Source organism: Streptomyces sp. NPDC000983 (assembly GCF_040299205.1).
In the GTDB taxonomy this organism is placed as follows: Bacteria; Actinomycetota; Actinomycetes; order Streptomycetales; family Streptomycetaceae; genus Streptomyces.
The window spans coordinates 15,067-40,483 of sequence record NZ_JBEPBM010000027.1 but is presented as its reverse complement, the minus strand read 5'-3'; the positions used below and the strand labels follow the sequence as shown (position 1 = coordinate 40,483).

At 72.3% G+C, this 25,417-nt stretch carries 18 protein-coding genes; 12 read left to right on the top strand and 6 right to left on the bottom strand.

Going from position 1 to position 25,417, the window contains the following annotated elements; all coding sequences use genetic code 11:
* Position 1 precedes the first annotated feature (1 nt).
* The 5 genes from ABT296_RS26985 (at position 2) to ABT296_RS26965 (ending at position 7,784) form a co-directional block, all read left to right on the top strand.
* Positions 2-1,327: a carbohydrate ABC transporter permease gene (locus ABT296_RS26985; RefSeq protein ID WP_351931237.1), complete on the top strand. Its 1,326-nt coding sequence runs from the start codon at positions 2-4 to the stop codon at positions 1,325-1,327.
* Complete coding sequence (locus ABT296_RS26980; RefSeq protein ID WP_351931236.1) at positions 1,324-2,205, top strand: carbohydrate ABC transporter permease; 882 nt, start codon at positions 1,324-1,326, stop codon at positions 2,203-2,205. The genes ABT296_RS26985 and ABT296_RS26980 overlap by 4 nt, the downstream gene beginning before the upstream one ends.
* A gap of 164 nt (positions 2,206-2,369) precedes the next feature.
* Complete coding sequence (locus tag ABT296_RS26975) at positions 2,370-4,628, top strand: bifunctional glycosyltransferase/CDP-glycerol:glycerophosphate glycerophosphotransferase (protein ID WP_351931235.1); 2,259 nt, start codon at positions 2,370-2,372, stop codon at positions 4,626-4,628.
* 188 nt (positions 4,629-4,816) lie between these two features.
* A complete protein-coding gene (locus ABT296_RS26970) occupies positions 4,817-6,085 on the top strand; it encodes a hypothetical protein (protein ID WP_351931234.1) in 1,269 nt (422 codons plus the stop codon).
* A gap of 40 nt (positions 6,086-6,125) precedes the next feature.
* Entirely contained in the window at positions 6,126-7,784 is a 1,659-nt protein-coding gene (locus tag ABT296_RS26965) for a hypothetical protein (protein ID WP_351931233.1), read from the top strand.
* 28 nt (positions 7,785-7,812) lie between these two features.
* Here the strand turns inward: ABT296_RS26965 and ABT296_RS26960 are convergent, their stop codons facing one another.
* Complete coding sequence (locus tag ABT296_RS26960) at positions 7,813-8,226, bottom strand: organic hydroperoxide resistance protein (RefSeq protein WP_351931232.1); 414 nt, start codon at positions 8,224-8,226, stop codon at positions 7,813-7,815.
* Between the two features lie 79 nt (positions 8,227-8,305).
* Here ABT296_RS26960 and ABT296_RS26955 point away from each other — a divergent pair, with 79 nt between their 5' ends.
* Positions 8,306-8,815, top strand: coding sequence for a MarR family winged helix-turn-helix transcriptional regulator (locus tag ABT296_RS26955; RefSeq protein ID WP_502977335.1), 510 nt, complete (start codon positions 8,306-8,308; stop codon positions 8,813-8,815).
* 92 nt (positions 8,816-8,907) lie between these two features.
* The gene (gene galE, locus ABT296_RS26950; protein WP_351931230.1) at positions 8,908-9,891 is read left to right on the top strand and encodes a UDP-glucose 4-epimerase GalE; all 984 of its coding nucleotides are present in this window, start codon (positions 8,908-8,910) and stop codon (positions 9,889-9,891) included.
* 18 nt (positions 9,892-9,909) lie between these two features.
* Here the strand turns inward: galE and ABT296_RS26945 are convergent, their stop codons facing one another.
* The gene (locus ABT296_RS26945) at positions 9,910-10,536 is read right to left on the bottom strand and encodes a TetR/AcrR family transcriptional regulator (RefSeq protein ID WP_351931229.1); all 627 of its coding nucleotides are present in this window, start codon (positions 10,534-10,536) and stop codon (positions 9,910-9,912) included.
* A 184-nt stretch (positions 10,537-10,720) separates the two neighbouring features.
* Between ABT296_RS26945 and ABT296_RS26940 the strand changes: the two genes are divergently transcribed.
* Both ABT296_RS26940 and ABT296_RS26935 read left to right on the top strand, forming a co-directional pair.
* Positions 10,721-11,644 (top strand): ABC transporter permease, encoded by a 924-nt coding sequence (locus ABT296_RS26940; RefSeq protein ID WP_351931228.1) that lies wholly within the window; start codon positions 10,721-10,723, stop codon positions 11,642-11,644.
* Positions 11,637-12,488 (top strand): ABC transporter ATP-binding protein, encoded by an 852-nt coding sequence (locus ABT296_RS26935; protein WP_351931227.1) that lies wholly within the window; start codon positions 11,637-11,639, stop codon positions 12,486-12,488. Before ABT296_RS26940 ends, ABT296_RS26935 begins: the two co-directional genes overlap by 8 nt.
* Positions 12,489-12,553: 65 nt before the next feature.
* On the opposite strand, the gene ABT296_RS26930 is transcribed toward ABT296_RS26935, so the two are convergent.
* The 3 genes from ABT296_RS26930 to ABT296_RS26920 all read right to left on the bottom strand — a co-directional run bounded on the left by ABT296_RS26930 (position 12,554) and on the right by ABT296_RS26920 (position 19,262).
* Positions 12,554-17,485, bottom strand: a complete 4,932-nt coding sequence (locus ABT296_RS26930; protein ID WP_351931226.1) for an NAD-glutamate dehydrogenase — start codon at positions 17,483-17,485, stop codon at positions 12,554-12,556.
* A 529-nt stretch (positions 17,486-18,014) separates the two neighbouring features.
* The gene (locus ABT296_RS26925; RefSeq protein ID WP_351931225.1) at positions 18,015-18,680 is read right to left on the bottom strand and encodes an HAD family hydrolase; all 666 of its coding nucleotides are present in this window, start codon (positions 18,678-18,680) and stop codon (positions 18,015-18,017) included.
* Positions 18,681-18,755: 75 nt separating this feature from the next.
* Positions 18,756-19,262: a DUF6912 family protein gene (locus ABT296_RS26920; RefSeq protein WP_351931224.1), complete on the bottom strand. Its 507-nt coding sequence runs from the start codon at positions 19,260-19,262 to the stop codon at positions 18,756-18,758.
* A 340-nt stretch (positions 19,263-19,602) separates the two neighbouring features.
* On the opposite strand from ABT296_RS26920, the gene ABT296_RS26915 reads away from it, so the two are divergent.
* A complete protein-coding gene (locus ABT296_RS26915) occupies positions 19,603-20,283 on the top strand; it encodes an Rv3235 family protein (RefSeq protein ID WP_351931223.1) in 681 nt (226 codons plus the stop codon).
* A 169-nt stretch (positions 20,284-20,452) separates the two neighbouring features.
* On the opposite strand, the gene secA is transcribed toward ABT296_RS26915, so the two are convergent.
* Positions 20,453-23,296, bottom strand: coding sequence for a preprotein translocase subunit SecA (gene secA / locus ABT296_RS26910; protein ID WP_351931222.1), 2,844 nt, complete (start codon positions 23,294-23,296; stop codon positions 20,453-20,455).
* A 268-nt stretch (positions 23,297-23,564) separates the two neighbouring features.
* Here secA and ABT296_RS26905 point away from each other — a divergent pair, with 268 nt between their 5' ends.
* Positions 23,565-24,137, top strand: a complete 573-nt coding sequence (locus ABT296_RS26905; RefSeq protein ID WP_351931221.1) for a GNAT family N-acetyltransferase — start codon at positions 23,565-23,567, stop codon at positions 24,135-24,137.
* 80 nt (positions 24,138-24,217) lie between these two features.
* Positions 24,218-25,390, top strand: a complete 1,173-nt coding sequence (locus ABT296_RS26900) for a winged helix-turn-helix domain-containing protein (RefSeq protein WP_351931220.1) — start codon at positions 24,218-24,220, stop codon at positions 25,388-25,390.
* Positions 25,391-25,417: the final 27 nt, after the last annotated feature.

Here is a 25,417-nt window from a genome sequence, read left to right as displayed (position 1 = left end):
GATGACGTCGGTCGCGAACGGAGGTGCTCCGGCACCGCGCAAGAGCGTGACGGGCACCAGGCTGTGGGTGGCGGTGCTGTTCCTGCTGCCCGCCCTGGTGCTGCTCGGCGCGCTCGTGGTCTACCCGATCGGGTACTCGGTCTGGCGCAGCCTGTACGACGCGGGCGGCGACGGCTTCGTCGGCCTGGACAACTACATCGACGTCTTCACCGACGACGCCACGCTGACGGCCGTCCGCAACACGGCGGTCTGGGTCGCGGTGGCGCCCGCGGTGGTCACCGTGCTGGGCCTGATCTTCGCCGTGCTCACCGAACGGGTGCGCTGGGGAACGGCGTTCAAGCTGATCGTCTTCATGCCGATGGCGATCTCGATGCTGGCCGCGGGGATCATCTTCCGGCTGGTGTACCAGGCGGACCCGGACCAGGGCGTGGCGAACGCGGTGGTGACGTCCGTGCACGACACCTTCGCCGACTCCTCGGTCTATCCGAACGCCCGGCCCAACGCGCAGGTCAGTGATCTGAAGCCGTCCGGGGGCGGCTCGTTCACCGCGGCCGGCACGGTGACCGCGGGCACCCCGGCGATGCTCCCGCTGGTCGGGATCGCGCCCAACCGGCTGCCGGGCGAGCCCGAGGACGCGAGGGCGGCCACGGGTTCCGGTGTCACCGGCACCGTCTGGCTGGACTTCAAGCTCGGTGGCGGCGGCGAGAAGGGCCGGGTCGACGCGGGCGAGAAGGCGCTGGAGGGCGTGAAGGTCGAGGCGGTGAGGGACGGCACGGTGGTGGCCTCGGCGACGACCCGCGCCGACGGCACCTTCACCCTGCCCGCCGAGGCCGACGGGGCCCGACTGCGGCTGCCCGGCTCGAACTTCGCCGCGCCCTACAACGGCGTCGACTGGCTCGGGCCGACGCTGGTCACCCCGGCGATCATCGGGGCGTACGTCTGGATGTGGGCGGGCTTCGCGATGGTGCTGATCGCGGCGGGGCTCGCCGGGGTCGACCGCAACCTGCTGGAGGCGGCGCGGGTCGACGGCGCCAACGAGTGGCAGGTGTTCCGCCGGATCACGGTGCCGATGCTGGCGCCGGTCCTGGTCGTCGTCCTGATCACGCTGATGATCAACGTGATGAAGGTCTTCGACCTCGTCTACATCATCGCCCCGCAGCCCACCCAGGACGAGGCCAACGTGCTGGCGCTGCAACTGTTCCTGTCGTCGTTCGGCGGCGGCGGCAACTACGGGGTGGGCAGCGCGATCGGCATCATCCTGCTGCTGCTCGTGGTCCCGGTGATGATCGTCAACATCCGCCGGCTCAGGAAGGAGCGCGAGCGATGAGCGCACTCGACACCTCCGTGCGCGGCAAGCGGTCCTGGGCCTCGCGGCTGGCGAGCGGGGCGGCGGGGGGCGCGCTGCGGGCGTTCCTGCTGGTGGTGGCGGTGTTCTGGCTGGTGCCCACCTTCGGGCTGCTGGTCTCCTCGTTCCGCGAGCCGACCGACATCGCCTCCTCCGGCTGGTGGAAGGTCTTCTCGGCGCCGGCCGAGCTCACCACCGACAGCTACCGCACGCTGCTGGAGAACGACGACATCACCGGTTCGCTGGTCAACACCGTCTGGATCACCGTCCCGGCGACCGTGCTCGTGGTGGTCATCGGCGCGATGGCCGGATACGCCTTCGCGTGGCTGGACTTCAAGGGCCGCGACTGGTGGTTCATGGCGGTGATCGCGCTGCTGGTGGTGCCGGTGCAGGTGGCGCTGATCCCGCTGTCCGAACTCTTCGGAGAACTGGGCATCTTCGGCTCGATTGTCGGGGTCGTGCTGTTCCACGTGGCGTTCGGACTGCCGTTCGCGATCTTCCTGTTGCGGAACTTCTTCGCGGAGATCCCCCGGGAGCTGCTGGAGGCGGCGCGGCTCGACGGCGCCGGTGAGGCCCGGCTGTTCGCGACGGTCGTGCTGCCGCTGGGCGCGCCGGCCATCGCGTCGCTGGGCATCTTCCAGTTCCTGTGGGTGTGGAACGACATGCTGGTGGCGCTGGTGTTCTCCGACTCCGGCTCCCAGCCGCTGACGGTCGCACTCCAGCAGCAGGTACGGCAGTTCGGCTCCAACATCGAGGTGCTGGCGCCCGGCGCGTTCATCTCGATGGTGATCCCGCTGGCCGTGTTCTTCGCGTTCCAGCGGCAGTTCGTCTCCGGGGTGATGGCGGGCGCGGTGAAGTAGCGCGTACGGAAGGCGAATCGGGGGGCGGGCCGGTGCACACCGGTCCGCCTCCCGGTGGTTCGTCCCCCGGATGCCGTAGCGCAACGTAACCCGCTCGGTCGATCGGCCGTTCCCGGGCCGGGCCCGTCCCGTCCCACCGCCCGCGCCGACCCATGGATGTCCCCTTGCCCAGGTTCAGTGTCATCGTCCCCGCGTACAAGGTTCAGGCGTATCTGAACGCGTGCCTGGAGTCGGTGCTCTCCCAGTCGTTCTCCGATCTCGAACTGATCGCCGTCGACGACGCGTCACCGGACGCCTGCGGCGCGATCATCGACGAGTGCGCGGCCGCGGACCCCCGCGTACGGTCGCTGCGCCTGGCGCGCAACCAGGGCGCGGGTCCGGCCCGCAACGCGGGGGCGGCCGAGGCGGCCGGCGACTACCTGCTGTTCCTCGACGGCGGCGACACCCTCGCCCCGGGCGCCCTCGCCGCCGTCGCCGACCGGCTGAAGGAGACCGGCGAGCCGGACGTCCTGGTCCTGGGCCACGCCCGGGTCGACCCCAGGGGAGTGCCGGTCCGCGACGAGGGGCCCGCCCGGCTCACCGAGGAGGGCCCGGCGCCGTTCCGGCTCGCCGACCGGCCGGGCCTGCTGCGGCTGACTGCGGCCACCCGGAACCAGGTCTGCCGGCGGGAGTTCGTCGAGCGCGAGGGCTTCTCCTTCCCCTCCGGCCACTACGAGGACACCCCGTGGACCTGCCCGGTCCTGATGGCGGCGGAGTCGATCGCGACCCTGGACCGGGTCTGCGTGCACCACGTCGGCACCTCGCGCACCTCCGGCCGCCGCCACCTCGACCTCTTCGAGCAGTACGACCGGGTCTTCGCGTTCCTCTCCGGCCGCCCCGGGCTCGACCGGTGGCGGCCGGTGCTGTTCCGCCGGATGCTGGACCACCTGGCGGCGGTGGCCGCCCGCCGCGAAGCGCTCCCCCGCGCCGCCCGCGCCGAGTTCCTGCGGCTGGCCCGCGCCCACTGCCGCCGCCACCGCGCCCCGGGCGCCCCGGGCGCCCCCGCACCCCTGCGCGAGCGCGTCCGGCACGCCCTGGTCCGGCTGGGCCTGCACCGCACCTACCGGACCCTGCGCGGGGCCGGGGTGCTGCGCCGCAGGAGCGCCAAGCGCGCCGTGAAACTCCTGGGCGCCCTGCGCTCGGCGGCCCTGCGCCTGCACTACCGGGTCCAGCTCCGCCTGCCCCTGCGCGCGGACCGGGCCGTCTTCACCGCGTACGACGGCCAGGGCCACGGCTGCAACCCGGGCGCGCTGGAGCAGGCGTTCCGCGCGCACGCCCCGCACGTCCGCACCGCGTGGGTCGCGCACCCGCGGCACCACCACACGGTGCCGGCCGCCACCCGCCGTATCACCCCCGGAACGGCCGCCCACTGGACGGCGCTCGCCCGCTCCCGGTACCTGATCGACAACACCGGCCTCGACCGCCGGCTGGTCAAGCGGCCGGGCCAGATCGTCGTGCAGACCCGGTCCGGCACCCCCCTGAAGCGGATGGGCCTGGACCTGCTGGAACGCCCCGCGGCCGCCGCCGGCCTGGACGCCGACGCGCTCCTCGCCACCGCCGCCACCTGGGACTACGTCGTCTCCGCCAACCGCCACTCCACGCTGGTCTGGGAGCGGGTGCTGCCCGGCAGCTACCGGACCCTGGAGTACGGCCAGCCGCGCAACGACGTGTTCCAGCAGGCGACTTCGGCGGAGGTGAACCGGCTGCGCGAGTCGCTCGGCGTCCCCGCCGACGCGGTGGCGGTCCTGTACGCGCCGACGCCCCGCGACTACCGCCGCACCCAGGTCGCCCGGCTGGACCTGGACCGGCTGACGGCCCGGCTCGGCCCCCGTTACGTGGTCCTGGCCCGCGCCCACCGCCGGCACGGCGGCCCGCTCGCCCCCGAGGCCGGCTCGGCCCGGGTCATCGACGTCTCCGCGCACCCGAGCGTGGAGGCCCTCTGTCTCGCCTCGGACGCCCTGGTCACCGACTACTCGTCGATCATGTTCGACTACGCGGGCCTGGACCGCCCGATCGTGATCCACGCCGACGACCCGGAGGCCTACGAGGCGGCCCGCGGCACCTACTTCGACCTGCGCGCCTTCCCCCCGGGCGCGGTGGCGCGCAGCGAGGACGAACTGGTCGACATCTTCACCACCGGCCACTGGCGCGGCTCCCGCTCGGCGCAACTGCGCTCGGCGTTCCGGACCCGCTTCTGCCCCTACGACGACGGGCGGGCCGCCGAGCGGGTGGTGCGGCACCTGGTGCTCGGCGAGCGGGGTCTGCCGCCGGTGGTGCCGCTCGACGAACGGCACCCGGTGCCGTCGGCGGCGGCCCGGACGCAGCCGCCGTCCACCACGCTGCCGCGGCCGGCGGGCCCGCTGTCGCTGACCGACCGCCTCTGACCGCGCCGACCTCTCCGAGCGCGCCGCGCCTCTCCGAACGCGCCGCCCCTTCGTGGTCGCACCGCCCCCTTCTGAACGCCGTTCCCTCGCAGGGGAGTTCACATGTCCTCCAGCCCTTCGCGGCCCACGCCGAGCCGGCCCCCCACCTGGCGTCCCGCCCCGCGTCCCGGCGGCCGGCTGGTGGCGTCATGAGGCCGCGCACCTGGGTGCTGCTGCTGGCCGCCGTCTTCGCCGTGATGCAACTGGCGAACGTCACCGGCCGGGACACCCCCGACACCCGCAACTACATCTCGTACGCGCTGAGTCTGAGCGGTGAGAGCAAGCGGGCGGCGGCCGAGGGCGCCATCGACCACTACTGCGCGAGCAAGGCGTCGATGGCGCACCGCGCGCAGAACGTCGACGTGGTCCGCTTCCACCGCCCGGACCCCGCGCCCGCGGTCGAGGCCGCGTGCCGGGCCGAGCTGTGGTCCGGGGTGGACCGGCGGCTGGCGGCCGGGCAGACGGCCGGGCACACCGCGCCGTTCGCCTCGGAGCGGTTCATGCGGATCTTCGAGGTGCGGCCGGGCTACCCGGTCCTCCTGGTGCCGTTCCTGACGCTGTTCGGGGTGACCTGGGGGGTGTGGGCGGCGAGCGTCACGGTGGCGGTGGCGGGCGGGGTGCTGGCCTTCCTGATCCTGCGGACGCTGTCCCTGCCGCTGCCGCTCGCCCTGGCGGGGCAGGCGCTGTACTACGTCCTGCCGTGCGGGACGGTCGCGATGCGGCCCATGACGGAGGGCCTGCTGATGGCGCTGACGCTGGCCGCCGTGTGGGGCTGCGCGCTGACCCTGCACGGGCGGCGGGCGGGGCCGGCGCTGGTCGCGGGCGCGCTGCTCGCGCTGTTCGCCGTGAAGCACTCGCAGGCGCTGTTCCTCGGGGTGTGCCTGGCCGTCGCGGGCGCGCTGGTCGTACTGGCCCGGTGGCGCGGGGGCCGGGCGCCCCGCCGGGACGTCGTGGTGATCACGGGGATCGGCCTGGGCGCGGCCGTGCTGACGTCGGTGCTGGCGAAACTGCTCGGCTATCCGGCGGCCTCGGAGAGCGTCCAGGATCTGCTCGCCGACCACTTCACCCGCCCCGACCTGACCGACCCGTGGCCGGAGTTCCTCCAGCTGACCGGGAACTACTGGATGGAGTGGGCGCGCCGCCAGTTCTGGGAACCGCTGTTCCTGGCCGCACTGTGCGCGGGGCTGTGGGGGGCGCTGCGCAGGCCGGTGTTCGGCGCGTTCCTGATCGCGGCCGCGGTCACCGGGTTCCTCACCCAGGCCGGGCACCCGGACGTCGCCATCGGGGGCGGGCGGCTGATCGTCCTGGCCTGGCTGCTCCCGGTGCTCGGTCTCCCGCTGCTGCTGGAGCAGCTGCTGCGCGCGCAGGTGTCGCTGCCGGTGCAGGGGACCGCCGATCGGGCTCACTCCTTGAGGTGACGCCGGGTCGGCCTCCCGGCCGGCCGGGAACATCCAGCAGATGCCGCAGACGCTTCTGGCCAGGCGGGCCGCACTCGGCGCGACCGCGCTCCGCGGCGGCCGTGCCTGGCGCCCCACCCCGTACCAGTTCTTCGGTTTCCTGTTCTGGCTGCTGATGTCGCTGGCCTACTGGCGGCTGCCGCTGTGCTGCGAGGCGGGCCAGCACGCGGCGGTGGTGGAACGGCTGCGGGCGAGCCTCCTGGAACCCCGGCACCCCACGGCGGACCTGCCGGGCGACGGCAGCGCGGCCTACTCGCCGTACGCGGTGGCGCAGGGGCTGTTCGCCCGGCTGACGGGGCTGGGCGGCTGGGAGGTGCTGCGGCTCGCGGGCCCGCTGAACCTGCTGGTCCTGCTGACCGGCGCCGGGCGCCTGGTGCGGCTGCTGACCCCGCGTCCGTGGGCCCCGGTGCTGGCACTGGCGGCGATGACCCTGCTGTGGGGAACCGAACGGGCGCACGGGAGCGGTGCTCTCGGCCTGATGGCGCTGACGGGAAACCTGGGCAACCCGTCGACGTTCGCGATCGGGCTGACCTTCTGGGCCTGGGCGCTGACCGGGGCGCGGGGCCGGAAGGCGGGCCCGGCGCGGTGCGCGGGCGTGGGCGTCCTGTACGGCGTGATCCTGCTGGTGGACCCGGTCACCGGGGTGGGCGCGGCGCTGGGGGCGGTGGCGTTCACCGTGGGGCGGGCCGCGCCCGCCGACGGGGGCTCAGCGCCGGACAGTCGGGCCGCTCCGGCCGACGGGGGCTCAGCTCCGCACGGTCGGGCCGCTCCGGCCGACGGGGACTCGGCGCCGCACGGCCAGCCTGCTCCGGCCGACAAGGACCCGGCGCCGCACGACCGCGCCGCGCCTGCCGACGAGGGCTCAGCTCCGCGCAGCCGACCCGCTCAGGTCCGCGCCCTGCTCGTGATCGCGGCCACCGCGCCGGCGACGGCCGCGCTCTGGCCCTGGACCGGCCTCCGCGCCCTCGCCCCGCACCACGGCCTCACCGTGGTCGGCGTCGGTGCCGTCTGGCTCGCCCTGCTGGGCCTGCCGGCCCTGTGGCTGCGCGGACGCCGGTCGGCCTGGCGCGATCCGCTGGTGCTGCTCTTCGCGCCGCTCGCGATCGGCTCCGCAGCCGGCGTCCTCGGCCCCGGACTCGCCCTCGTGCCCGCGCAGTTGGCGCTCGCGGTGGAGCTGTCGGCGCCGCGCCCCTGGCGGGCGTGGCGCCGAGCCCTGGGCGCCGCCGCGGCAGCCGGCGCCTGTCTGGGCTTCCTGTCGGTGCAGGCCGGGGCCGTCGTCCCGCGCTCCCTGGACCCGGTCGGCTTCGCGCAGCCGCCGCGCTGGCCGACGTACGAGTGGGCCGCCCAGCACATCCGGCCCGGCGAGGTGGTGATCGCCGACGGGTACTACGCGGTGCGCTCCGTCGCGGGCTACGGCGCGAATCTGGCCGCGCCCGTCCGGCCCGACGCGGCACTGGACGAACGGCAGCGGCGCGCACGCCTCGACGACGTGCGCGCCTACCTCTCCCCGGGTGCGACCCGCGCCGAGCGCGCCGCCGTCGTCCGCCGCCACCATGTGCGCTGGCTGCTGCTGACGCGCTCGCGCACGCTGCCCGAGGAGGCCGTGGTGGTGGCGTGGAGCCCGCGCACCGGGGAGGTGCTGGCGCGGGTCGGCGGGTGACCGCTCGACGCCCCGGGCGGGGGTGTGACTACTCGACGACGAGGTCGACGTCGATGTTGCCGCGGGTGGCGTTGGAGTACGGGCAGACCTGGTGCGCCTGCTCGACCAGCTTGCGCCCGGTGGCCTCGTCCACGGTGTCGGGCAGCTCGACGCGGAGCGTCACCTTCAGCCCGAAGCCCTGGCCCTGCTTGCCGATACCGACCTCACCGGTGACGGCGGCCTCGGTGACGTCCACCTTGGCCTGACGGCCGACCAGACCGAGGGCGCTGGCGAAACAGGCGGCGTAGCCGGCGGCGAACAGCTGCTCGGGGTTGGTGCCCTCGCCGTTGCCGCCGAGCTCCACCGGCGGCGCGAGCTGGAGGTCGAGCCTGCCGTCGGAGCTGACGGCGCGGCCCTCGCGGCCGTGGGTGGCGGTGGCGACGGCGGTGTAGATGGCGTCCATGGATGAACCGTCCCTGGGGAGAAGTCGGGGCTCGCTGACGGACCCAAGTAGAGCACACAATTAAATTGTGCACAACTGAATGGCGGGCAAGAGCTACCCTGGAGCCATGAACCGGACCGGGACACCCGACGCCCCCCAGGAGGAATGGCTCCGCCTGGACCGCCAGATCTGCTTCTCCCTGCACGCGGCGGCCCGCGCCTTCAACGGCGTCTACCGCGTGATCCTCAAGGACCTCGGCCTGACCTACCCGCAGTACCTGGTCATGCTGGTGCTCTGGGAACACGGCGACATGCCCGTCAAGCGGCTGGGCGAGCACCTGCGCCTCGACTCCGGCACCCTCTCGCCGCTGCTCAAGCGGCTGGAGGCGGCCGGACTCCTGCGCCGTGAGCGCAGCACCCGCGACGAGCGGTCGGTCGAGGTGCGGCTGACCGGGGAGGGCTCGGCGCTGCGGGAGCGGGCCCTCGAGGTGCCGCGCCGGATCGCGGCGGCCACCGGCTTCGACGTGGCGGAGATCGGCGACCTGCGGACCCGGCTGGACGCACTCACGACGGCCCTGGACGCGGCGGCCGCGTCGGCGGCCACGCCGTAACGGGGAAAACTTTCCGTACTTATCCCCCATGGGCGGCCAAACCGAGTGGCTATGCTCCACGCACGGGCCATTCAACGAGGGGACGGCCGCACATGACCTGGCTGATCACCGGCGGCGCCGGCTACATCGGGGCGCATGTCGTGAGGGCGATGACCGAGGCGGGCGAGCGCACGGTGGTCTACGACGACCTGTCCACCGGTATCGCCGAGCGCGTGCCCGACGGCGTCCCCCTACTGGTGGGCTCCACGCTCGACGCCGAGGGCGTCTCCCGCGCCGTGGCCGACCACGGGATCACCGGGGTCGTGCACCTCGCGGCGAAGAAGCAGGTCGGCGAGTCGGTGCGGCAGCCGCTGCGCTACTACCGGGAGAACGTGGAGGGCCTGCGGACCCTGCTGGAGGCGGTGACGGCGGCCGGCGTTCCCTCGTTCGTGTTCTCCTCCTCGGCCGCGGTGTACGGCATGCCGGACGTGGACCTGGTCACCGAGGAGACCCCGTGCGCGCCGATGTCGCCGTACGGCGAGACCAAGCTGGTGGGCGAGTGGCTGGTCGGCGCCACGGCCCGGGCGACCGGCCTCGCCACGGCGTCGCTGCGCTACTTCAACGTGGCCGGCTCGGCCGCCCCGGACCTCGCCGACGTGGGCGTCCACAACCTCGTCCCGATGGTCTTCGAACGGCTCACCGCCGACGAGCCCCCGCGCATCTTCGGCGCCGACTACCCGACCCCGGACGGCACCTGCGTGCGGGACTACATCCACGTCGTCGACCTGGCGGAGGCCCATGTGGCGGCGGCCCGCGCGCTCGGGTCCGGGCCCGGCCGGGAGCTGACCCTCAACATCGGACGCGGCGAGGGCGTCTCGGTGCGGGAGATGATCGACCGGATCAACGCCATCACCGGCCACGACCGCGCGCCGACCGTCACCCCCCGGCGCCCCGGGGACCCGGCCCGGGTGGTCGCCTCCGCAGACCGGGCGGCCGACGAGCTGGGCTGGCGGGCCAAGCACGACGTCCAGGACATGATCACGTCGGCCTGGGAGGGCTGGGTACGCCGCTACCCGGGAGCGCTCAGGGCACTGTGAGCCCCGTGCGCGCCCGCCTCACAGCGCCCTGAGCGCTCCCGCCGTGGCGCGGGTCAGGGAGGCCAGGTACCCCTTCGGCAGCCTGGGGCTGCGGATGACCACCGACCGCCAGTAGAGCGGCCCCGAGATCAGGTCCAGCGCCAGCTCGTGGTCGACGTCCGCGCGGATCTCGCCCCGCCGCTGAGCCGCCGCCACGATGCCGCTCGCCACCCCGTCCTGCCCCTCCCGCAGCGCTTTCTGCAGCGCCTCGGCGATCTCCGGGTTGCGGGCGGCCTCGGCCTGGAGGTCCGGGATGACCTGCGAGGCGACGGGGTGCCGCAGCGCCCTCGACGTCACCTCGTACAGCAGCCTGAGATCGCCCTCCAGCGACCCCGTGTCCGGGGCCGGCAGCCCCTGCACGGCCAGCGCCGACACCACGTCCAGCACCAGGTGCAGCTTGGACCGCCACCGCCGGTACACCGCCGTCTTGCCGACCCCGGCCCGGCGGGCGATCCCCTCGATCGACATCCGCGCGTAGCCGACGGCCGCCAGCTCCTCGAACACGGCCGCCCGGATCGCCTCCGTCACGTCCGCCCGCAGCACGGCCGCCCCCGCGGGGGCCCGGCGGCGCGGACGCGGCTGGGACCCGTCGGCGTTCGTCGTCATGCCGACCAGCATAGGGGCGTAACGACGAAACGGTTGCGTTCCGACGTACGTTCGGCCTACGCTCACGTTGCGACGATACGGTCCCGTCCCGACGTAAGAGAACGCCAGGAGTCGCGTGGGGAAACACGGGGCGACGGACCGCACCGCCGCGCGCACCCCCGCCCCCCGAGCGAAAGCAGCGGATGTGAGCCAGGTCCTCGACACACCGCCCCCGACACCGACGGCCCCACCCGTCGACGTCGACCTCGCGGCCCTCGCCGCCCGCCACGGCCTCGCGGTCAGCGGCGCCCGCCCGACCCTGCCCGAGTACGTCCGCCAGCTGTGGGCCCGGCGCCACTTCATCGCCGCGTTCTCCACCGCCAAGCTCACCGCCCAGTACAGCCAGGCCAAGCTCGGCCAGCTCTGGCAGATCATGAACCCGCTGCTGAACGCGGCCGTCTACTTCCTGATCTTCGGCGTGCTGCTGGGCACCAAGGACGGCGTCCCGGACTACGTCCCGTTCCTCGTCACGGGCGTGTTCATCTGGACCTTCACCCAGAGCTCGATCCTCGCCGGCACCCGCGCCATCTCCGGCAACCTCGGCCTGGTGCGCGCCCTGCACTTCCCGCGGGCCGCGCTGCCGATCTCGTTCTGCCTCCAGCAGCTCCAGCAGCTGCTGTTCTCGATGGGCGCCCTGGCCGTCATCCTGCTCGCCTTCGGCGTGCCGGTCGCCGCGTCCTGGCTGCTCGCCCTCCCGGTGCTGGTCCTCCAGTTCACCTTCAACGCGGGCGTCTCCATGATCATGGCCCGGGTGGGCGCGCGGACCCCGGACATCGCCCAGCTGATGCCGTTCGTGCTGCGCACCTGGATGTACACCTCGGGCGTGATGTGGAGCATCGACCACCTGCTGACCAAGCACCAGGACTGGCCGTCCTGGGTGGGCCCGGTGCTCCAGGCCAACCCGCCCGCCGTCTACATCGACCTCATGCGCTTCGCGCTGATCGACAGCTTCCACGCGAGCCAGCTCCCGGCGCACGTGTGGGCGCTCGCCGCGGGCTGGGCGCTGCTCGCCGGAGTCGGCGGATTCATCTACTTCTGGAAGGCTGAGGAGACGTACGGCCGTGGCTGAGAACACCGAGGAACAGAGCCCCACCGTCATCGCCGACCGCGTCGACATCGTCTACCGCGTCAACGGCACCGGATCCGGCCGCGGTTCCGCCACCGCCGCCCTCAACCGCATCCTGCGCCGCAAGCAGTCCGAGAAGGCGGCGGGCGTGCGTACCGTGCACGCCGTGCGGGAGGTGTCCTTCGTCGCCTACAAGGGCGAGGCCATCGGGCTGATCGGCACCAACGGCTCCGGGAAGTCGACACTGCTCAAGGCGGTCGCGGGGCTGCTGCCGGTGGAGAGCGGCGCCATCTACACCGACGGCCAGCCCTCCCTGCTCGGCGTGAACGCGGCCCTGATGGGCGACCTGACCGGGGAGCGCAACGTCCACCTCGGCGGCCTGGCCATGGGCATGTCCCGGGAGCAGATCAAGGAGCGCTACCAGGAGATCGTCGACTTCTCCGGGATCAACGAGAAGGGCGACTTCATCACCCTGCCGATGCGCACCTACTCCTCCGGCATGGGCGCCCGGCTGCGCTTCTCCATCGCCGCCGCCAAGGACCACGACGTCCTCCTGATCGACGAGGCCCTGGCCACCGGCGACCGCTCCTTCCAGAAGCGCTCCGAGGCCCGCATCCGCGAGCTGCGCAAGCACGCGGGCACGGTGTTCCTGGTCAGCCACAACAACAAGTCGATCCGGGACACCTGCGACCGGGTGCTGTGGCTGGAGCGCGGCGAGCTGCGCATGGACGGCCCCACCGAGGACGTCCTGAGGGAGTACGAGACCTTCACCGGCGACAAGAAGCCCCGGGCGAAGCCGAAGCCCAAGCCGAAGCCGGCCGCGACGGCCGAGCCCCAGCCCGCCTGACGGCGCCTGTGACGACGAAGGGCGCCCCGGACCGTGACGGTCCGGGGCGCCCTTCGTCGTGTCCGCTACGAGTGCGTCCGCAGCAGGGTGCGCATCGTCCGCATCGCCACCGACAGGTTGGCGAGGTCGAAGGCGTCCGAGCCCTGGATCTCCTCCAGGGTGGTGCGCGCCCGGCCGAGGATCGCCGCGTTCTTCTCCTCCCACGCCTTGAAGCGCTGCTCCGGTGTGGAGGTGCCGTTGCCGACGGCCAGCACGTCCGAGGTCAGCGCCGCGTGGGCGGCGTAGAGGTCCTCGCGGATGGAGGCGCGGGCCATCGACTGCCAGCGGTCGTTGCGGGGCAGCTCGATGATGCGGTCCATCAGCTGGGAGATGTGCAGCCGGTCGGCGAGGTCGTAGTAGACCTCGGCGACGTCCAGCGGCTCCTTGTCCATGCGGTCGGCCACCGAGACGATGTCGAGCGCCGGGAAGGCCGAGGAGAACCCGGCGACCTTGGTGGCCAGCGCGTCCGGGACGCCGACGGCGACCAGTTCGTCGAAGATCTGCTGGTACCACTCCAGGTCCGCGCCGCGCAGCAGGTTCGGCAGCTGCTGCCACACCTGCTCCACCCGCTCGCCGAAGAAGTCGATGGTGTCGGCGAGCTGGAGCGGCTGCGGCCGGTTGTTGAGCAGCCAGCGCGTGCCGCGCTCGACCAGGCGCCGGGAGTGCAGCCGGATCCGGGTCTGGACCCCGGCCTCGACCTGGTTGTCGAGCGCCTCGACCGCGTCCCACACCGGGCCCGAGCGGAAGATCGCGCGGGCCACGGTCTGCGCCCGGACGATCTCCTCCAGCGAGGCACCGGTCTCCTCGCGCAGCCGGTGCAGATAGGTCGTACCACCGGTGTTGACCGTGTCGTTGACCAGCACGGTCGTGGTGATCTCACGGCGCAGCGGGTGGCTGACCAGGTACTCGGGGAACCGCTCGCGCAGCGCGCTCGGGAAGTACGCGTGCAGCAGCGTGCTCAGGTACGGGTCGTCCGGCAGTGAGGTGTGCAGCAGCTCCTCGGCGACCGTGATCTTCGTGTACGCGAGCAGTACGGCCGTCTCCGGGCCGGTGAGGCCGTCCCCGGCACCGAGCCGCTCACGGATCTGGCGGTCGGTGGGCAGGAACTCCAGGGCCCGGTCGAGGTGGCCCTCGCGGACCAGGTGGCGCATGTAGCGCTGCTGGGCGTGGAGCATGTCCTTGGACTGGGCGAGCGCGTTGGCGATGGCCGTGTTCTGCGCGTAGTTGTTGCGCAGCACCAGCCGGCCGACCTCGTCGGTCATCTCCGCGAGCAGCTTGTTGCGCTGCTTGACGGTCATGTCGCCCTCGGTCACCAGCGCGTTCAGCAGGATCTTGATGTTCACCTCGTGGTCGGAGGTGTCCACGCCCGCGCTGTTGTCGATGGCATCGGTGTTGATCTTGCCACCCTGCCGGGCGAACTCGATCCGGCCGAGCTGGGTCAGCCCGAGGTTGCCGCCCTCGCCGACGACCTGGACGCGCAGGTCCGCGCCGTCCACCCGGATGGCGTCGTTGGCCTTGTCGCCGACGTCCGCGTTGGACTCGGTGGACGCCTTGACGTACGTGCCGATGCCGCCGTTCCACAGCAGGTCCACCGGCGCCTGGAGGATCGCCTTCATCAGCTCGGCCGGCGTCATCTTGGACACCTTGCCCTCGATGCCGAGGGCCTCGCGGATGTGGGCGTTGACCGGGATGGCCTTGGCGCTGCGCGGGAAGACCCCGCCGCCGGCCGAGATCAGGTCGGTGTCGTAGTCGGCCCAGCTGGAGCGCGGCAGCTCGAACAGGCGGCGGCGCTCGGCGTAGCCGGTGGCCGCGTCCGGGACGGGGTCGATGAAGATGTGCCGGTGGTCGAAGGCCGCGACCAGCCGGATGTGCTCGCTGAGCAGCATGCCGTTGCCGAACACGTCACCGGACATGTCGCCGATGCCGACGACCGTGAAGTCCTCGCTCTGCGTGTCCACACCCAGCTCGCGGAAGTGCCGCTTGACGGACTCCCAGGCACCGCGGGCGGTGATGCCCATGCCCTTGTGGTCATAGCCGGCCGAACCGCCGGAGGCGAAGGCGTCACCGAGCCAGAAGTTGTACTGCTCGGCGACCCCGTTGGCGATGTCGGAGAAGGTCGCGGTGCCCTTGTCGGCGGCGACGACCAGGTAAGTGTCGTCCTCGTCGTGGCGGACCACGTCCGCCGGGGGCACGACCTCGCCGGCCACCATGTTGTCGGTGATGTCGAGCAGCGCCGAGATGAACGTCTTGTAGCTGGCGATGCCCTCGGCCAGCCAGGCGTCCCGGTCCACCGAGGGGTCGGGGAGGTGCTTGGCGACGAAGCCGCCCTTGGCGCCGACCGGCACGATGACGGTGTTCTTCACCATCTGCGCCTTGACCAGGCCGAGGATCTCGGTCCGGAAGTCCTCACGCCGGTCGGACCAGCGCAGACCGCCGCGCGCGACCTTGCCGAACCTCAGATGCACGCCCTCGACCCGCGGCGAGTACACCCAGATCTCGTACGCCGGACGCGGCGCCGGCAGGTCGGGGATGGCCTGCGGGTCGAACTTCATGGAGACGTAGTCGTGCGGGCGGCCGCCCGTCGCCTCCTGGAAGAAGTTGGTCCGCAGGGTCGCCTTGATCACGGTGAGGAAGGACCTGAGAATCCGGTCCTCGTCGAGGCTGGCCACCTGGTCCAGGGCCGCGTCGAGCTCCTCCAGCAGGGCGTCCACGATCTCGCGGCCGGCGCGCTGGCGGTCCGGCGACATCCGCGCCTCGAACAGCGAGACGAGCAGCCGGGTGGTGTGGACGTTGTTGCGGAGGGTGTCCTCCATGTAGTCCTGGCTGAAGGTGGAACCGGCCTGGCGCAGGTACTTGGCGTAGGCGCGCAGCACCATCGCCTGCCGCCAGGTCAGCCCGGCGGCCAGCACCAGCGCGTTGAAGCCGTCGTTCTCGGCCTGTCCGGTCCAGGTCGCGGAGAACGCCTCCTGGACGCGCTCGCGGGCGTCGTCGCCGCCGTAGTCGCCGCCGTTCTGCGACTTCGGCATGCGCAGGCCGAAGTCGTAGATCCAGGCCGACGTGCGGTCCGAGGAGCGCAGTTCGTAGGGCCGCTCGTCGATGACCTCGACGCCGAGCCGGTTGAGCACGGGCAGGACGGCGGAGAGGTAGATCGCCGGGCCCTTGCGGTAGATCTTGAAGCGGCGCTCCTCGGGGGCGGCGCCGACCGGCTCGTACAGGCTGAGCGCGAAGTTCTTCTCCTCGCCGAGCCGTTCGAGGTGGACCAGGTCGGCGACCGCGGCGCGCGGGGTGTGGTCGGCCTTGTAGCCCTCGGGGAAGCCGTTGCCGTAGCGGCGCAGCAGTTCCGCGGCCCGCTCCTCGCCGAGTTCGGCGTTGAGCGCCTCGGCGAAGCCGTCGGCCCAGGAGCGGGCGGCCTCGACCAGGCGGGCCTCGATGCGCTCCTTGTCGGCTTCGCTGAGCTGCGGCAGCTCGGTGCCCTGCGGGACCCGGACCACGAAGTGCAGCCGGGACAGGATCGACTCGGTGTTCCAGGCGGTGAAGTCGACGCTGGTGCCGCCGAGTTCCTCCTTCAGGATGTCGATGATCCGCAGCCGCACCCCGGTGGTGTAGCGGTCGCGGGGCAGGTAGACGAGGGCGGAGTAGTAGCGCCCGTATTCGTCCTGGCGCAGGTAGAGCCTGAGGCGCCGGCGCTCCTGGAGGTAGAGCACGCTGGTGACGATCGTCTGGAGCTCGTCGACGGGTGTCTGGAAGAGCTCGTCGCGCGGGTAGGTCTCCAGGATCTGGAGCAGGTCGCGCCCGTCGTGGCTGTTGGGCGAGAAGCCGGCGCGCCGGAGGACGTCGTCGACCTTGCGCCGGATGACCGGGACGCGCCGGACGGACTCGGTGTAGGCGGCGGAGGAGAACAGTCCGAGGAAGCGCCGCTCACCGACGACGTTGCCGTCGGCGTCGAACTTCTTCACACCGATGTAGTCCAGGTACGACGGCCGGTGGACGGTGGCGCGGCTGTTGGCCTTGGTGAGGACCAGCAGCTTGTGCTCGCGCGCCTTGGCGCGGGCGTCGGCGGGCAGCCGCTCGAAGGAGGGGCTGACGGGGTGGGCGTCGTCGCCGGCGTGGTGCGGGTCGGAGCGCAGGATGCCGAGGCCGGTGCCGGGCACGGCGGCGAGCGAGTCGTCCTCGCGCAGCTCGTACTCGCGGTAGCCGAGGAAGGTGAAGTGGTCGGCGCCGAGCCACTGGAGCAGCTCGCGGGCCTCCTCGACCTCGGCGGCGGGCAGGTCGCCGGGGACATGCTCCTGGGCCAGGTCCTCGGAGAGGCGAACCGCGGCGTCCCGCATCTTCTCCCAGTCCTCGACGGCCTCGCGGACGTCGGACAGGACGCGCAGCAGATCGGCGGTGATCTGCTTGAGGTCGGCGCGGTCGGTCTCCCGGTCGATCTCGACGTGGATCCAGGACTCGGTGTGCGTGTCGTGCGGGCGCTCGGCGGCGGCCGGCGGGGTGGGCAGCACCTCGACGAGCCTGCCGGTGACATCGCGGCGGACGACGACCTGGGGGTGGATGACGACGTGGATGCCCCGCCCCTGACGGGTCAGCTCGTTGGTGACCGAGTCGACCAGGAAGGGCATGTCGTCGGTGACGACCTCGACGACGGAGTGGCTGCACGTCCAGCCGTTCTCCTCGACGGTCGGGGTGTGGACCCGCACGTTGGCCGTTCCCTGCGGTCGGGTCTCGGCCAGCCGGTAGTGCGAGTAGGCGGCTCCGAAGACGTCGACCGGGTCCCGGTCGGCGAGGTCCTCCGGGGCGGTGTGCAGGTAGTAACGCTGGAGGAACGAGAGCACGGTGTCCCGGTCCGGGGTGCCCTCGCCCGTGGTCCCGGTCGGAAGGTGCCCCCCGACCGGGCTGTTCTCAGCTACCCGAGCGGCCCTCTCCAGCAGCTCGGCCTTTGCTTCGTCCAGCTTGGTCTGCATTGTCCTCTGGCTCCTGTCGCGCGCCGTTGCGTGACGTTGAAGGAAGTACGGTCTCGTCCCCTCCGGCACAACGTCGCGACGCGGGGTGTCCGGTCTGCTTCGACGCTATGCCGCGAGGTGAGACGAGCGGGGGGATATCAGCCAATGTCGCCGTGCTCGACGGATGTGGCGCCGCGCTGCGCGCTGCCGTCACCGAGGGCTCGCGCGTCACCGTGGGGACCCTCTTGTCCCCACCCCGCTCGCGAAGACCAGCGACCGCCGCCCGGCCACGGATGTCGTCCGTGCTCGCCGGGCGCAGGGCAGGGGCAACAACGCCCCCGCGAGCTATCGCGCTGATCACGCCACCAGGCTATCGCTGATTACCGGGGGCCCGTCATGAGCCGTATGTGTACAAAACCGGGGGTCGAAGTTTGACGTTCTGCACAGTCCCGGAACGGGTCCGCATCCGCTCGCCCACCCCGGACCGTCCGATTCCGGCCCCTTGTCCCGGTCCTTGTCCCGCCCCTTGTTCCAGCCCCGGTTCCGACGGCTACGCCGCGAGCCGCGCCGCCTCCGCCACGGCCTCCTCCAACGTGTCCACCACGGGCACCCCCGCGCCCTCCAGACTGGCCCGGCTGTGCGATCCCCCGGTGTACAGCACGGCCCGCGCCCCCACGTGCAGCGCGGCCACGGCGTCGTCGGCCGCGTCCCCGATCACGACCGTCCGCGCCGGGTCCACCCCGGTCAGCGCGCCGAGGTGGCGCACCATGTGCTCGGCCTTGCTGCCCCCGGACGGTCCGGTCCGCCCGTCCACCCGTACGAAGTGCGTCTCGATGCCGAACCCGCGCACCAGCGGCACCAGCTCGTCGTGCACGTACATGCTGAGGATCGACTGGCTGTGCCCGCCCGCGCCCCAGCCCGTGAGCAGCTCGGTGACGCCCTCGGTCAGGGCGCACCGCGTACGGTGCTCGGCGTAGTGGCGGTGGAAGGTCCCGTCCATGACCTCCCACTCGGCGTCCGTGGGCAGCCGGCCCATCAGCCGCTCGTAGAACTTGGGTACCGGCACGCAGTACAGCGCCCGGTACTGCTCCATCGTGATCGGGGCGAGCCCCAGCTCGCCGAAGGCCGCGTTCGTGGCCCCGATGATCGCGTCGTTGTCGTGGAACAGCGTCCCGTTCCAGTCCCAGACGATGTGCGCCCCTTCTCGCTTCCCCATGCACAAAACGTACCCGGCCCCACTGACAATCAAGAGAACCGCAGGTCAAGGGCAGGATGCGGGAGGGAGTCGGGCTCAGCCGGCGGGGGCGACCAGGCTCGGGATCTCCTGGGTCGCGTACCAGAGCAGTTCGTGGTCCTCGGCCCCGTCCACGACGGACCGGGCGTCGTCGTCCCCGTCGTCCGCGGCCGCGAGCGCCCGCGCGGCCGCGGCCACGTCCGCCTCCGCGTCCCCGCCGTCGACGTGCACCGCGGCCGCCTTGGCCAGCGGCACCGCGGCGGCCATCAGCACCTCGCCGAGGGCCTCCGGGTCCGGTCCCCCGTCGGGGGCGGCGGCCGCCCCGTCGGGCACGTCGGCCGCGACGACCACCCGGCGCCGCACGGCCCCGAGGTCCGCCGCCAGCAGCCGCAGGGACGCCAGCGCGGCCCGGTTCAGCGCCGCGTACTCCAGTTCCTCGATGTCGTCGGAGAGGTACCACTCGCGCAGCGCGGGTGTCACCGCGTACGCCGGCCCGCTCCCCAGTTCGCCCGTCCGGTACGCCTCGGCGAGACCAGTGAGGGTCAGGGGGACGTAGACGCGCATGGTTGGCCGCTTTCGTGGTCGGAGGCTCCGCGACAGCCCCGGAGGGGGCGCGGAGAGGGCGTTGCGGCACCCGCCGCAGGGCCTTCAGGATACGTGCGGCTGTCCCCTTTCGAGTTCCCCGCAGCACCCTCCCGGCCGTCGACCCGGGTCCGGGAACTCACCCCCCGGGCCCCCGATTCCACGGGCTCCGGCACCCCCGGTGTCCTTCGGATAGGTGAACATTCCGGGCCCCCCGACGTACCGCCGCCCCGGCTTGCCGCACCCGCCGCCACCCCCGTACAAGATCCCCGACAGCAAGTTACTGCCCGGTATCTCCCGGGCCCACCCACGGGGGCTCCCCATGAACAAGGTCATGACGAGGGCGAAGAACCACCCCGGTGCCCGCCCGCCCGGCCGCCGCGACACCCGCCGTCCCGGCGGCGCCCCTCCCCGCCACCCGGGCGGCACCGGTCCCCTCGGCATCCGCACGAGGCCGGCCGGCCCGCCCCTCCCGGCCGCCGGCCCGGGCGGGGGCGCGGGCGGGCCCGCAAGCGCCTCGGCGGGCACGGCGGGGGTCGCCCTCGCGGAGAGGGCCCAGGACGCCGTCACGGGCCCCGGCGGCGCCGCCCAGGCCGCGCCTCGCGTCCCGGCGCAGACCCCGCGTCGCCCGGTCGCGCCGGCCGTGCCGCAGCCCCGGCCCACCGATGTCTTCGCCGACCGCCTCCTCGCCGTGCTGAGCGGGCGGCGCCCCGTGCACTACATGCTCCGGCACACCGCCGGACGCGCCTACGACGATCTCGCCTGGCTCGCCGAGCGCGGCCCCCTGCGCGCCGCGGACGGCACCGGCGGCGCTTGCCCGGTGATCCGCGACATCGGCTACTACGTGCCCTCCCCGGGCGCCATCGAGGCCTTCGCCCGCATCGGCGCCGGTGACCGGCTGCGCGCCATGGCCTTCCGCCTGGAACAGGGCCGCGACCTGCGCTGGCGCTGCACGGCGGTGGAACTGGGCGGCCCCGCCCGCCCGGGCGCCGACGACGACTGAGCCGGGCGCGGCGCGTAACGCGCACCGCGTCCGGCGTCCGGCGTCCGGCGTCCGGCGTCCGGCGTCCGGCGGGCAACGCGTCGGGCACGCGGAAGGGCCGGGCACCCTCGGGTGACCCGGCCCTCCCGGCCGTCACTGCGGCCCTGACGCCCTCAGAGGCGCGACACGACTACTTCTTGCGGCGACGGCCGCCACGGGCCTGCTTGCGCCGCTCCGCGCGCGTGAGGCCGTCGGCCTCCGAGCGCACCGGCTCGCCGTCGTCGGACCAGTCGCTCTCCACGGTGCCGCCCGCGCCGTCCACGGTCGGCGCCGAGAGGTGCAGGTTCCGCCGCTGCGGGGCGTCGAGCCCCTTGGCGCGGATCTCCGGACGCGCGGCCGCCTGCGCGGGAACCGCGTCCTGGGCCTTCTCCATGCTGGGCTTGGTGTCCTCGACCGGGACCTCCTCGACCTGCTGCTCGACCTGGACCTCCAGGTTGAACAGGTAGCCGACGGACTCCTCCTTGATGCCGTCCATCATGGCCGTGAACATGTCGAAGCCCTCGCGCTGGTACTCGACCAGCGGGTCCTTCTGCGCCATCGCGCGCAGGCCGATGCCCTCCTGGAGGTAGTCCATCTCGTAGAGGTGCTCGCGCCACTTGCGGTCCAGGACCGACAGCACGACCCGGCGCTCCAGCTCACGCATGATCTCGGAGCCGAGCTGGGCCTCGCGGTCCTCGTACTGGGCGTGGATGTCGTCCTTGATGGAGTCGGCGAGGAACTCGGCGGTCAGACCGGCCCGGTCGCCGGCCTCCTCCTCCAGCTCGTCGACGGTGACCTTCACCGGGTAGAGCTGCTTGAAGGCGCCCCACAGCCGGTCCAGGTCCCACTCCTCGGCGAAGCCCTCGGCGGTCTCCGCGGAGACGTACGCGTCGATGGTGTCGTCCATGAAGTGCTGGATCTGCTCGTGCAGGTCCTCGCCCTCCAGGACGCGGCGGCGCTCGCCGTAGATGACCTCGCGCTGGCGGTTGAGGACCTCGTCGTACTTCAGGACGTTCTTGCGGGTCTCGAAGTTCTGCTGCTCGACCTGCGACTGGGCGGACGCGATCGCGCGGGTGACCATCTTGTTCTCGATCGGCACATCGTCCGGCACGTTCGCCATGGACATCACGCGCTCGACCATCTGCGCCTTGAACAGGCGCATCAGGTCGTCACCGAGGGAGAGGTAGAAGCGGGACTCGCCCGGGTCGCCCTGACGGCCGGAACGACCGCGCAGCTGGTTGTCGATACGGCGCGACTCGTGCCGCTCGGTGCCGAGGACGTAGAGGCCGCCGAGGTCCTCGACCTCCTCCTTCTCGGCCTTCACGGCCTGCTCGGCCTTCTCCATCGCGGCGGGCAGCGCGTGCGCCCACTCCTCGATGTGCTCCTCGGGGTCGAGGCCGTGCTGGCGCAGCTCCGCCTCGGCGAGGTCCTCGGGGTTGCCGCCGAGCTTGATGTCCGTACCGCGGCCGGCCATGTTGGTGGCCACGGTGACGGCGCCCCTGCGGCCGGCCTGGGCGACGATGATCGCCTCACGGTCGTGCTGCTTGGCGTTGAGCACCTCGTGCTGGACACCGCGCTTGCTGAGCTGCTGCGAGAGGTACTCGGACTTCTCGACCGACGTCGTACCGACGAGGATCGGCTGGCCCTTCTCGTGCTTCTCGACGATGTCGTCGACGACCGCCTCGAACTTCGCGACCTCGGTGCGGTAGATCAGGTCCGACTGGTCCTTGCGGATCATCGGCTTGTTGGTCGGGATCGGGACGACACCGAGCTTGTAGATCTGGTGGAACTCGGCGGCCTCGGTCATCGCCGTACCGGTCATGCCGCACAGACCGGGCTGTTCCTTGCCGTTGTGGTCGTGGCGCTTGTAGAGGCGGAAGAAGTTCTGGAGGGTGATCGTGGCGAGCGTCTGGTTCTCGTCCTTGATCGCCACCCCTTCCTTCGCCTCGATCGCCTGGTGCATGCCCTCGTTGTAGCGGCGGCCGGCGAGGATACGGCCGGTGTGCTCGTCGACGATCATGACTTCGCCGTCGATGACGACGTAGTCCTTGTCCTTCTTGAAGAGCTCCTTGGCCTTGATGGCGTTGTTCAGGTAGCCCACCAGAGGCGTGTTCACCGACTCGTAGAGGTTGTCGATGCCCAGCCAGTCCTCGACCTTGGCGACACCGGACTCGTGGATGGCGACGGTGCGCTTCTTCTCGTCGACGTCGTAGTCGCCGGTCTCCTCAAGGCCCTTGAGGGGGTTGCCCGCCTCGCCCTTCTTCAGGCGGGTGACCAGCTTGGCGAAGTCGCCGTACCACTTGGTGGCCTGGTCGGCCGGACCGGAGATGATCAGCGGCGTACGGGCCTCGTCGACCAGGATGGAGTCGACCTCGTCGACGATGGCGAAGTTGTGGCCGCGCTGGACGAGTTCGTCCTGGGACCAGGCCATGTTGTCGCGGAGGTAGTCGAAGCCGAACTCGTTGTTCGTGCCGTACGTGATGTCGCAGCCGTACTGCTCGCGGCGCTGGGCCGGCGTCATGTTCGCGAGGATGCAGCCGACCTCGAGTCCGAGGAACTTGTGGACCCGGCCCATCATCTCGGAGTCGCGCTCGGCCAGGTAGTCGTTGACCGTGATCAGGTGAACGCCCTTGCCGGACAGCGCGTTGAGGTACGCGGGCAGGGTGCCGACGAGGGTCTTGCCCTCACCGGTCTTCATCTCGGCCACGTAGCCGAGGTGCAGGGCGGCGCCACCCATGATCTGCACGTCGTAGTGACGCTGGCCGAGGGCGCGCTTGGCGGCCTCGCGGACGGTGGCGAACGCCTCCGGAAGCAGGTCGTCCAGGGTCTCACCGTCGGCGTAGCGCTGCTTGTACTCATCGGTGAGGGCTCGCAGCTCGGCGTCGGAGAGGTCGACGAAGTCCTCTTCGATGGAGTTGACCTGGTCCGCGATGCGGTGCAGCTTGCGCAGGATCTTGCCTTCGCCTGCACGCATGATCTTCGAGAGGACGGACACGGGGGTTGGTCTCCTTGCCGGTCGGGCCTGGGACGGTCGGTTTCCATTTGACTTGACTGAGCAACGGCCATCGTATGCGAGGACCCCGCCACGCCGGGAGGCCTGCCGTTGTCGCGAACCTCCGCCGCTTCACATCTCTACGACGGGACAACGGACGGGCGACGCGGATGGTGCCGCGCGACGCCCGCGAATTGCGCGAATTGTGATCACTCGCTCACACACGGCAAATACCTGGCATGTTCGACCGGCCCCCGAGCAGAATCGGCCGATGGACCCCGTGACCCTGACCACCGGCCGCCTCCTGCTGCGCACGGTCGGCCCGGACGACGCCGACGCCGTCCACCGCGCCGCCCAGGATCCCGACATCCAGCGCTGGACGACGATCCCCTCGCCGTACCTGCCCGAGCACGCCCGGAGCTTCACCGGCCGGCTCGTGCCCGACGGATGGGCGGACGGCACGATGTTCACCTTCGGCGTCTTCCTCGCCGGAGGCGAGGAACTCGTCGGCATGCTCGGCCTGACCATGCGCGCCCCGGGCGTGGCCGAGGTCGGCTTCTGGACCGCGAAGGAACACCGCGGCCGGGGCTTCACCGTCGAGGCGGTGCTGACCGCCGCCCGCTGGTCCTTCACCCGGGCCGCCATCGACCGCCTGGAGTGGCGGGCCGAGGTCGGCAACGCCGGCTCGCTGGCGGTCGCGGAACGGGCGGGGTTCACCCTGGAAGGCACCCTGCGTTCGGCCGTCGACAACAAGGGCGTCCGCCGCGACTGCTGGGTCGCCTCCCTGCTCCCCTCGGACCTGGGCCTGCCCTCCACGGCCCCCTACCTGCCGCAGAAGGTCTGAGCCGCCGGCCGGACCGGCCCCTCGGCCCGGTATCCACAGCTCACCGCCGACTGTCAGTGCCACCCCCTATCGTGCGAGGCATGACCACCCCGCGCCCCACCACCGAGCTCTCGGCAGACGAGGCCCGCCGCATCGCCCTGCGCGCCCAGGGTCTCCTCGGCGCCCCCGACCGCAGATCCGGCGTACGCGGTGTCCTCAGGCACCTCGGCGCGGTCCAGCTCGACACCATCTCGGTGCTGGCCCGCTCCCACGAGCTGATCCCCTACGCCCGGCTCGGCGCGGTGGGCCGCACCACGGTGGAGAACGCGTACTGGCAGGACACCCACGCCTTCGAGTACTGGTCCCACGCGGCCTGCATCCTCCCCGTCGAGGAGTGGCCCCACTTCGCCTTCCGCCGCCGCGCGTACCGCAACCGCCCGCACTGGGGCCACGACCTCCCCGACGGCGTCTACGAGCAGGTGATCAAGCAGCTCACCAGCGAAGGCCCGCTCACCGCGACGGAGTTGGGCGGCGCGAAGAAGACCGCCGACTGGTGGGACTGGTCCGGCTCCAAGGTCGCCGTGGAGCGCGCGCTGATGTACGGCGAGGTCGTCTGCGTGGAGCGCCGCGGCTGGAAGCGGGTCTACGACCTCGCCGAGCGCGCCGTCCCGGCCGCCCTGCTGCACGACGAACTCGACGACGCGGAGTGCCTGCGGCGTCTGGTCCGCCTCGCCGGCCAGTCCCTCGGCGTCGGCACCCGCGCGGACATCGCCGACTACCACCGCCTCAAGGGCGAGCAGGTGGACGCGGTGATCGCCGACTCCGGGCTGGTCCCGGTGGCGGTGCGGGGCTGGGCCAAGCCGGCCTGGGCGGACCCGGCGGCGCTGGCCGAGCCCCCGCGCGGCCGCCACCGCACGACCCTGCTGTCCCCGTTCGACTCCCTGATCTGGGAACGGGCCCGTACCGAGCGGATCTTCGGCTTCACCCACCGCCTGGAGGCGTACGTGCCCAAGCAGAAGCGGGTGCACGGCTACTTCGCGATGCCGGTGCTGGCGGGGGGCCGTCTCGTCGGCCGGGTGGACCCGGCGCGCGAGGGCCGCACGCTGGTCGCCAAGCAGGTCACCCTGGACGGCCCCAAGGCGGTCCCCGCGGTGGCCCAGGCCCTGGTGGAGGCGGCGGGCTGGGTGGACTGCACGGACGTCCGTGTGGAGCGGGTCGACGCGCCCGAACTACGCGAGCCGCTCGCCCGCACGCTCACCGGCCTGACGGCCTGATCCGCGGGCCTTCCCGGCCGTCCCGGT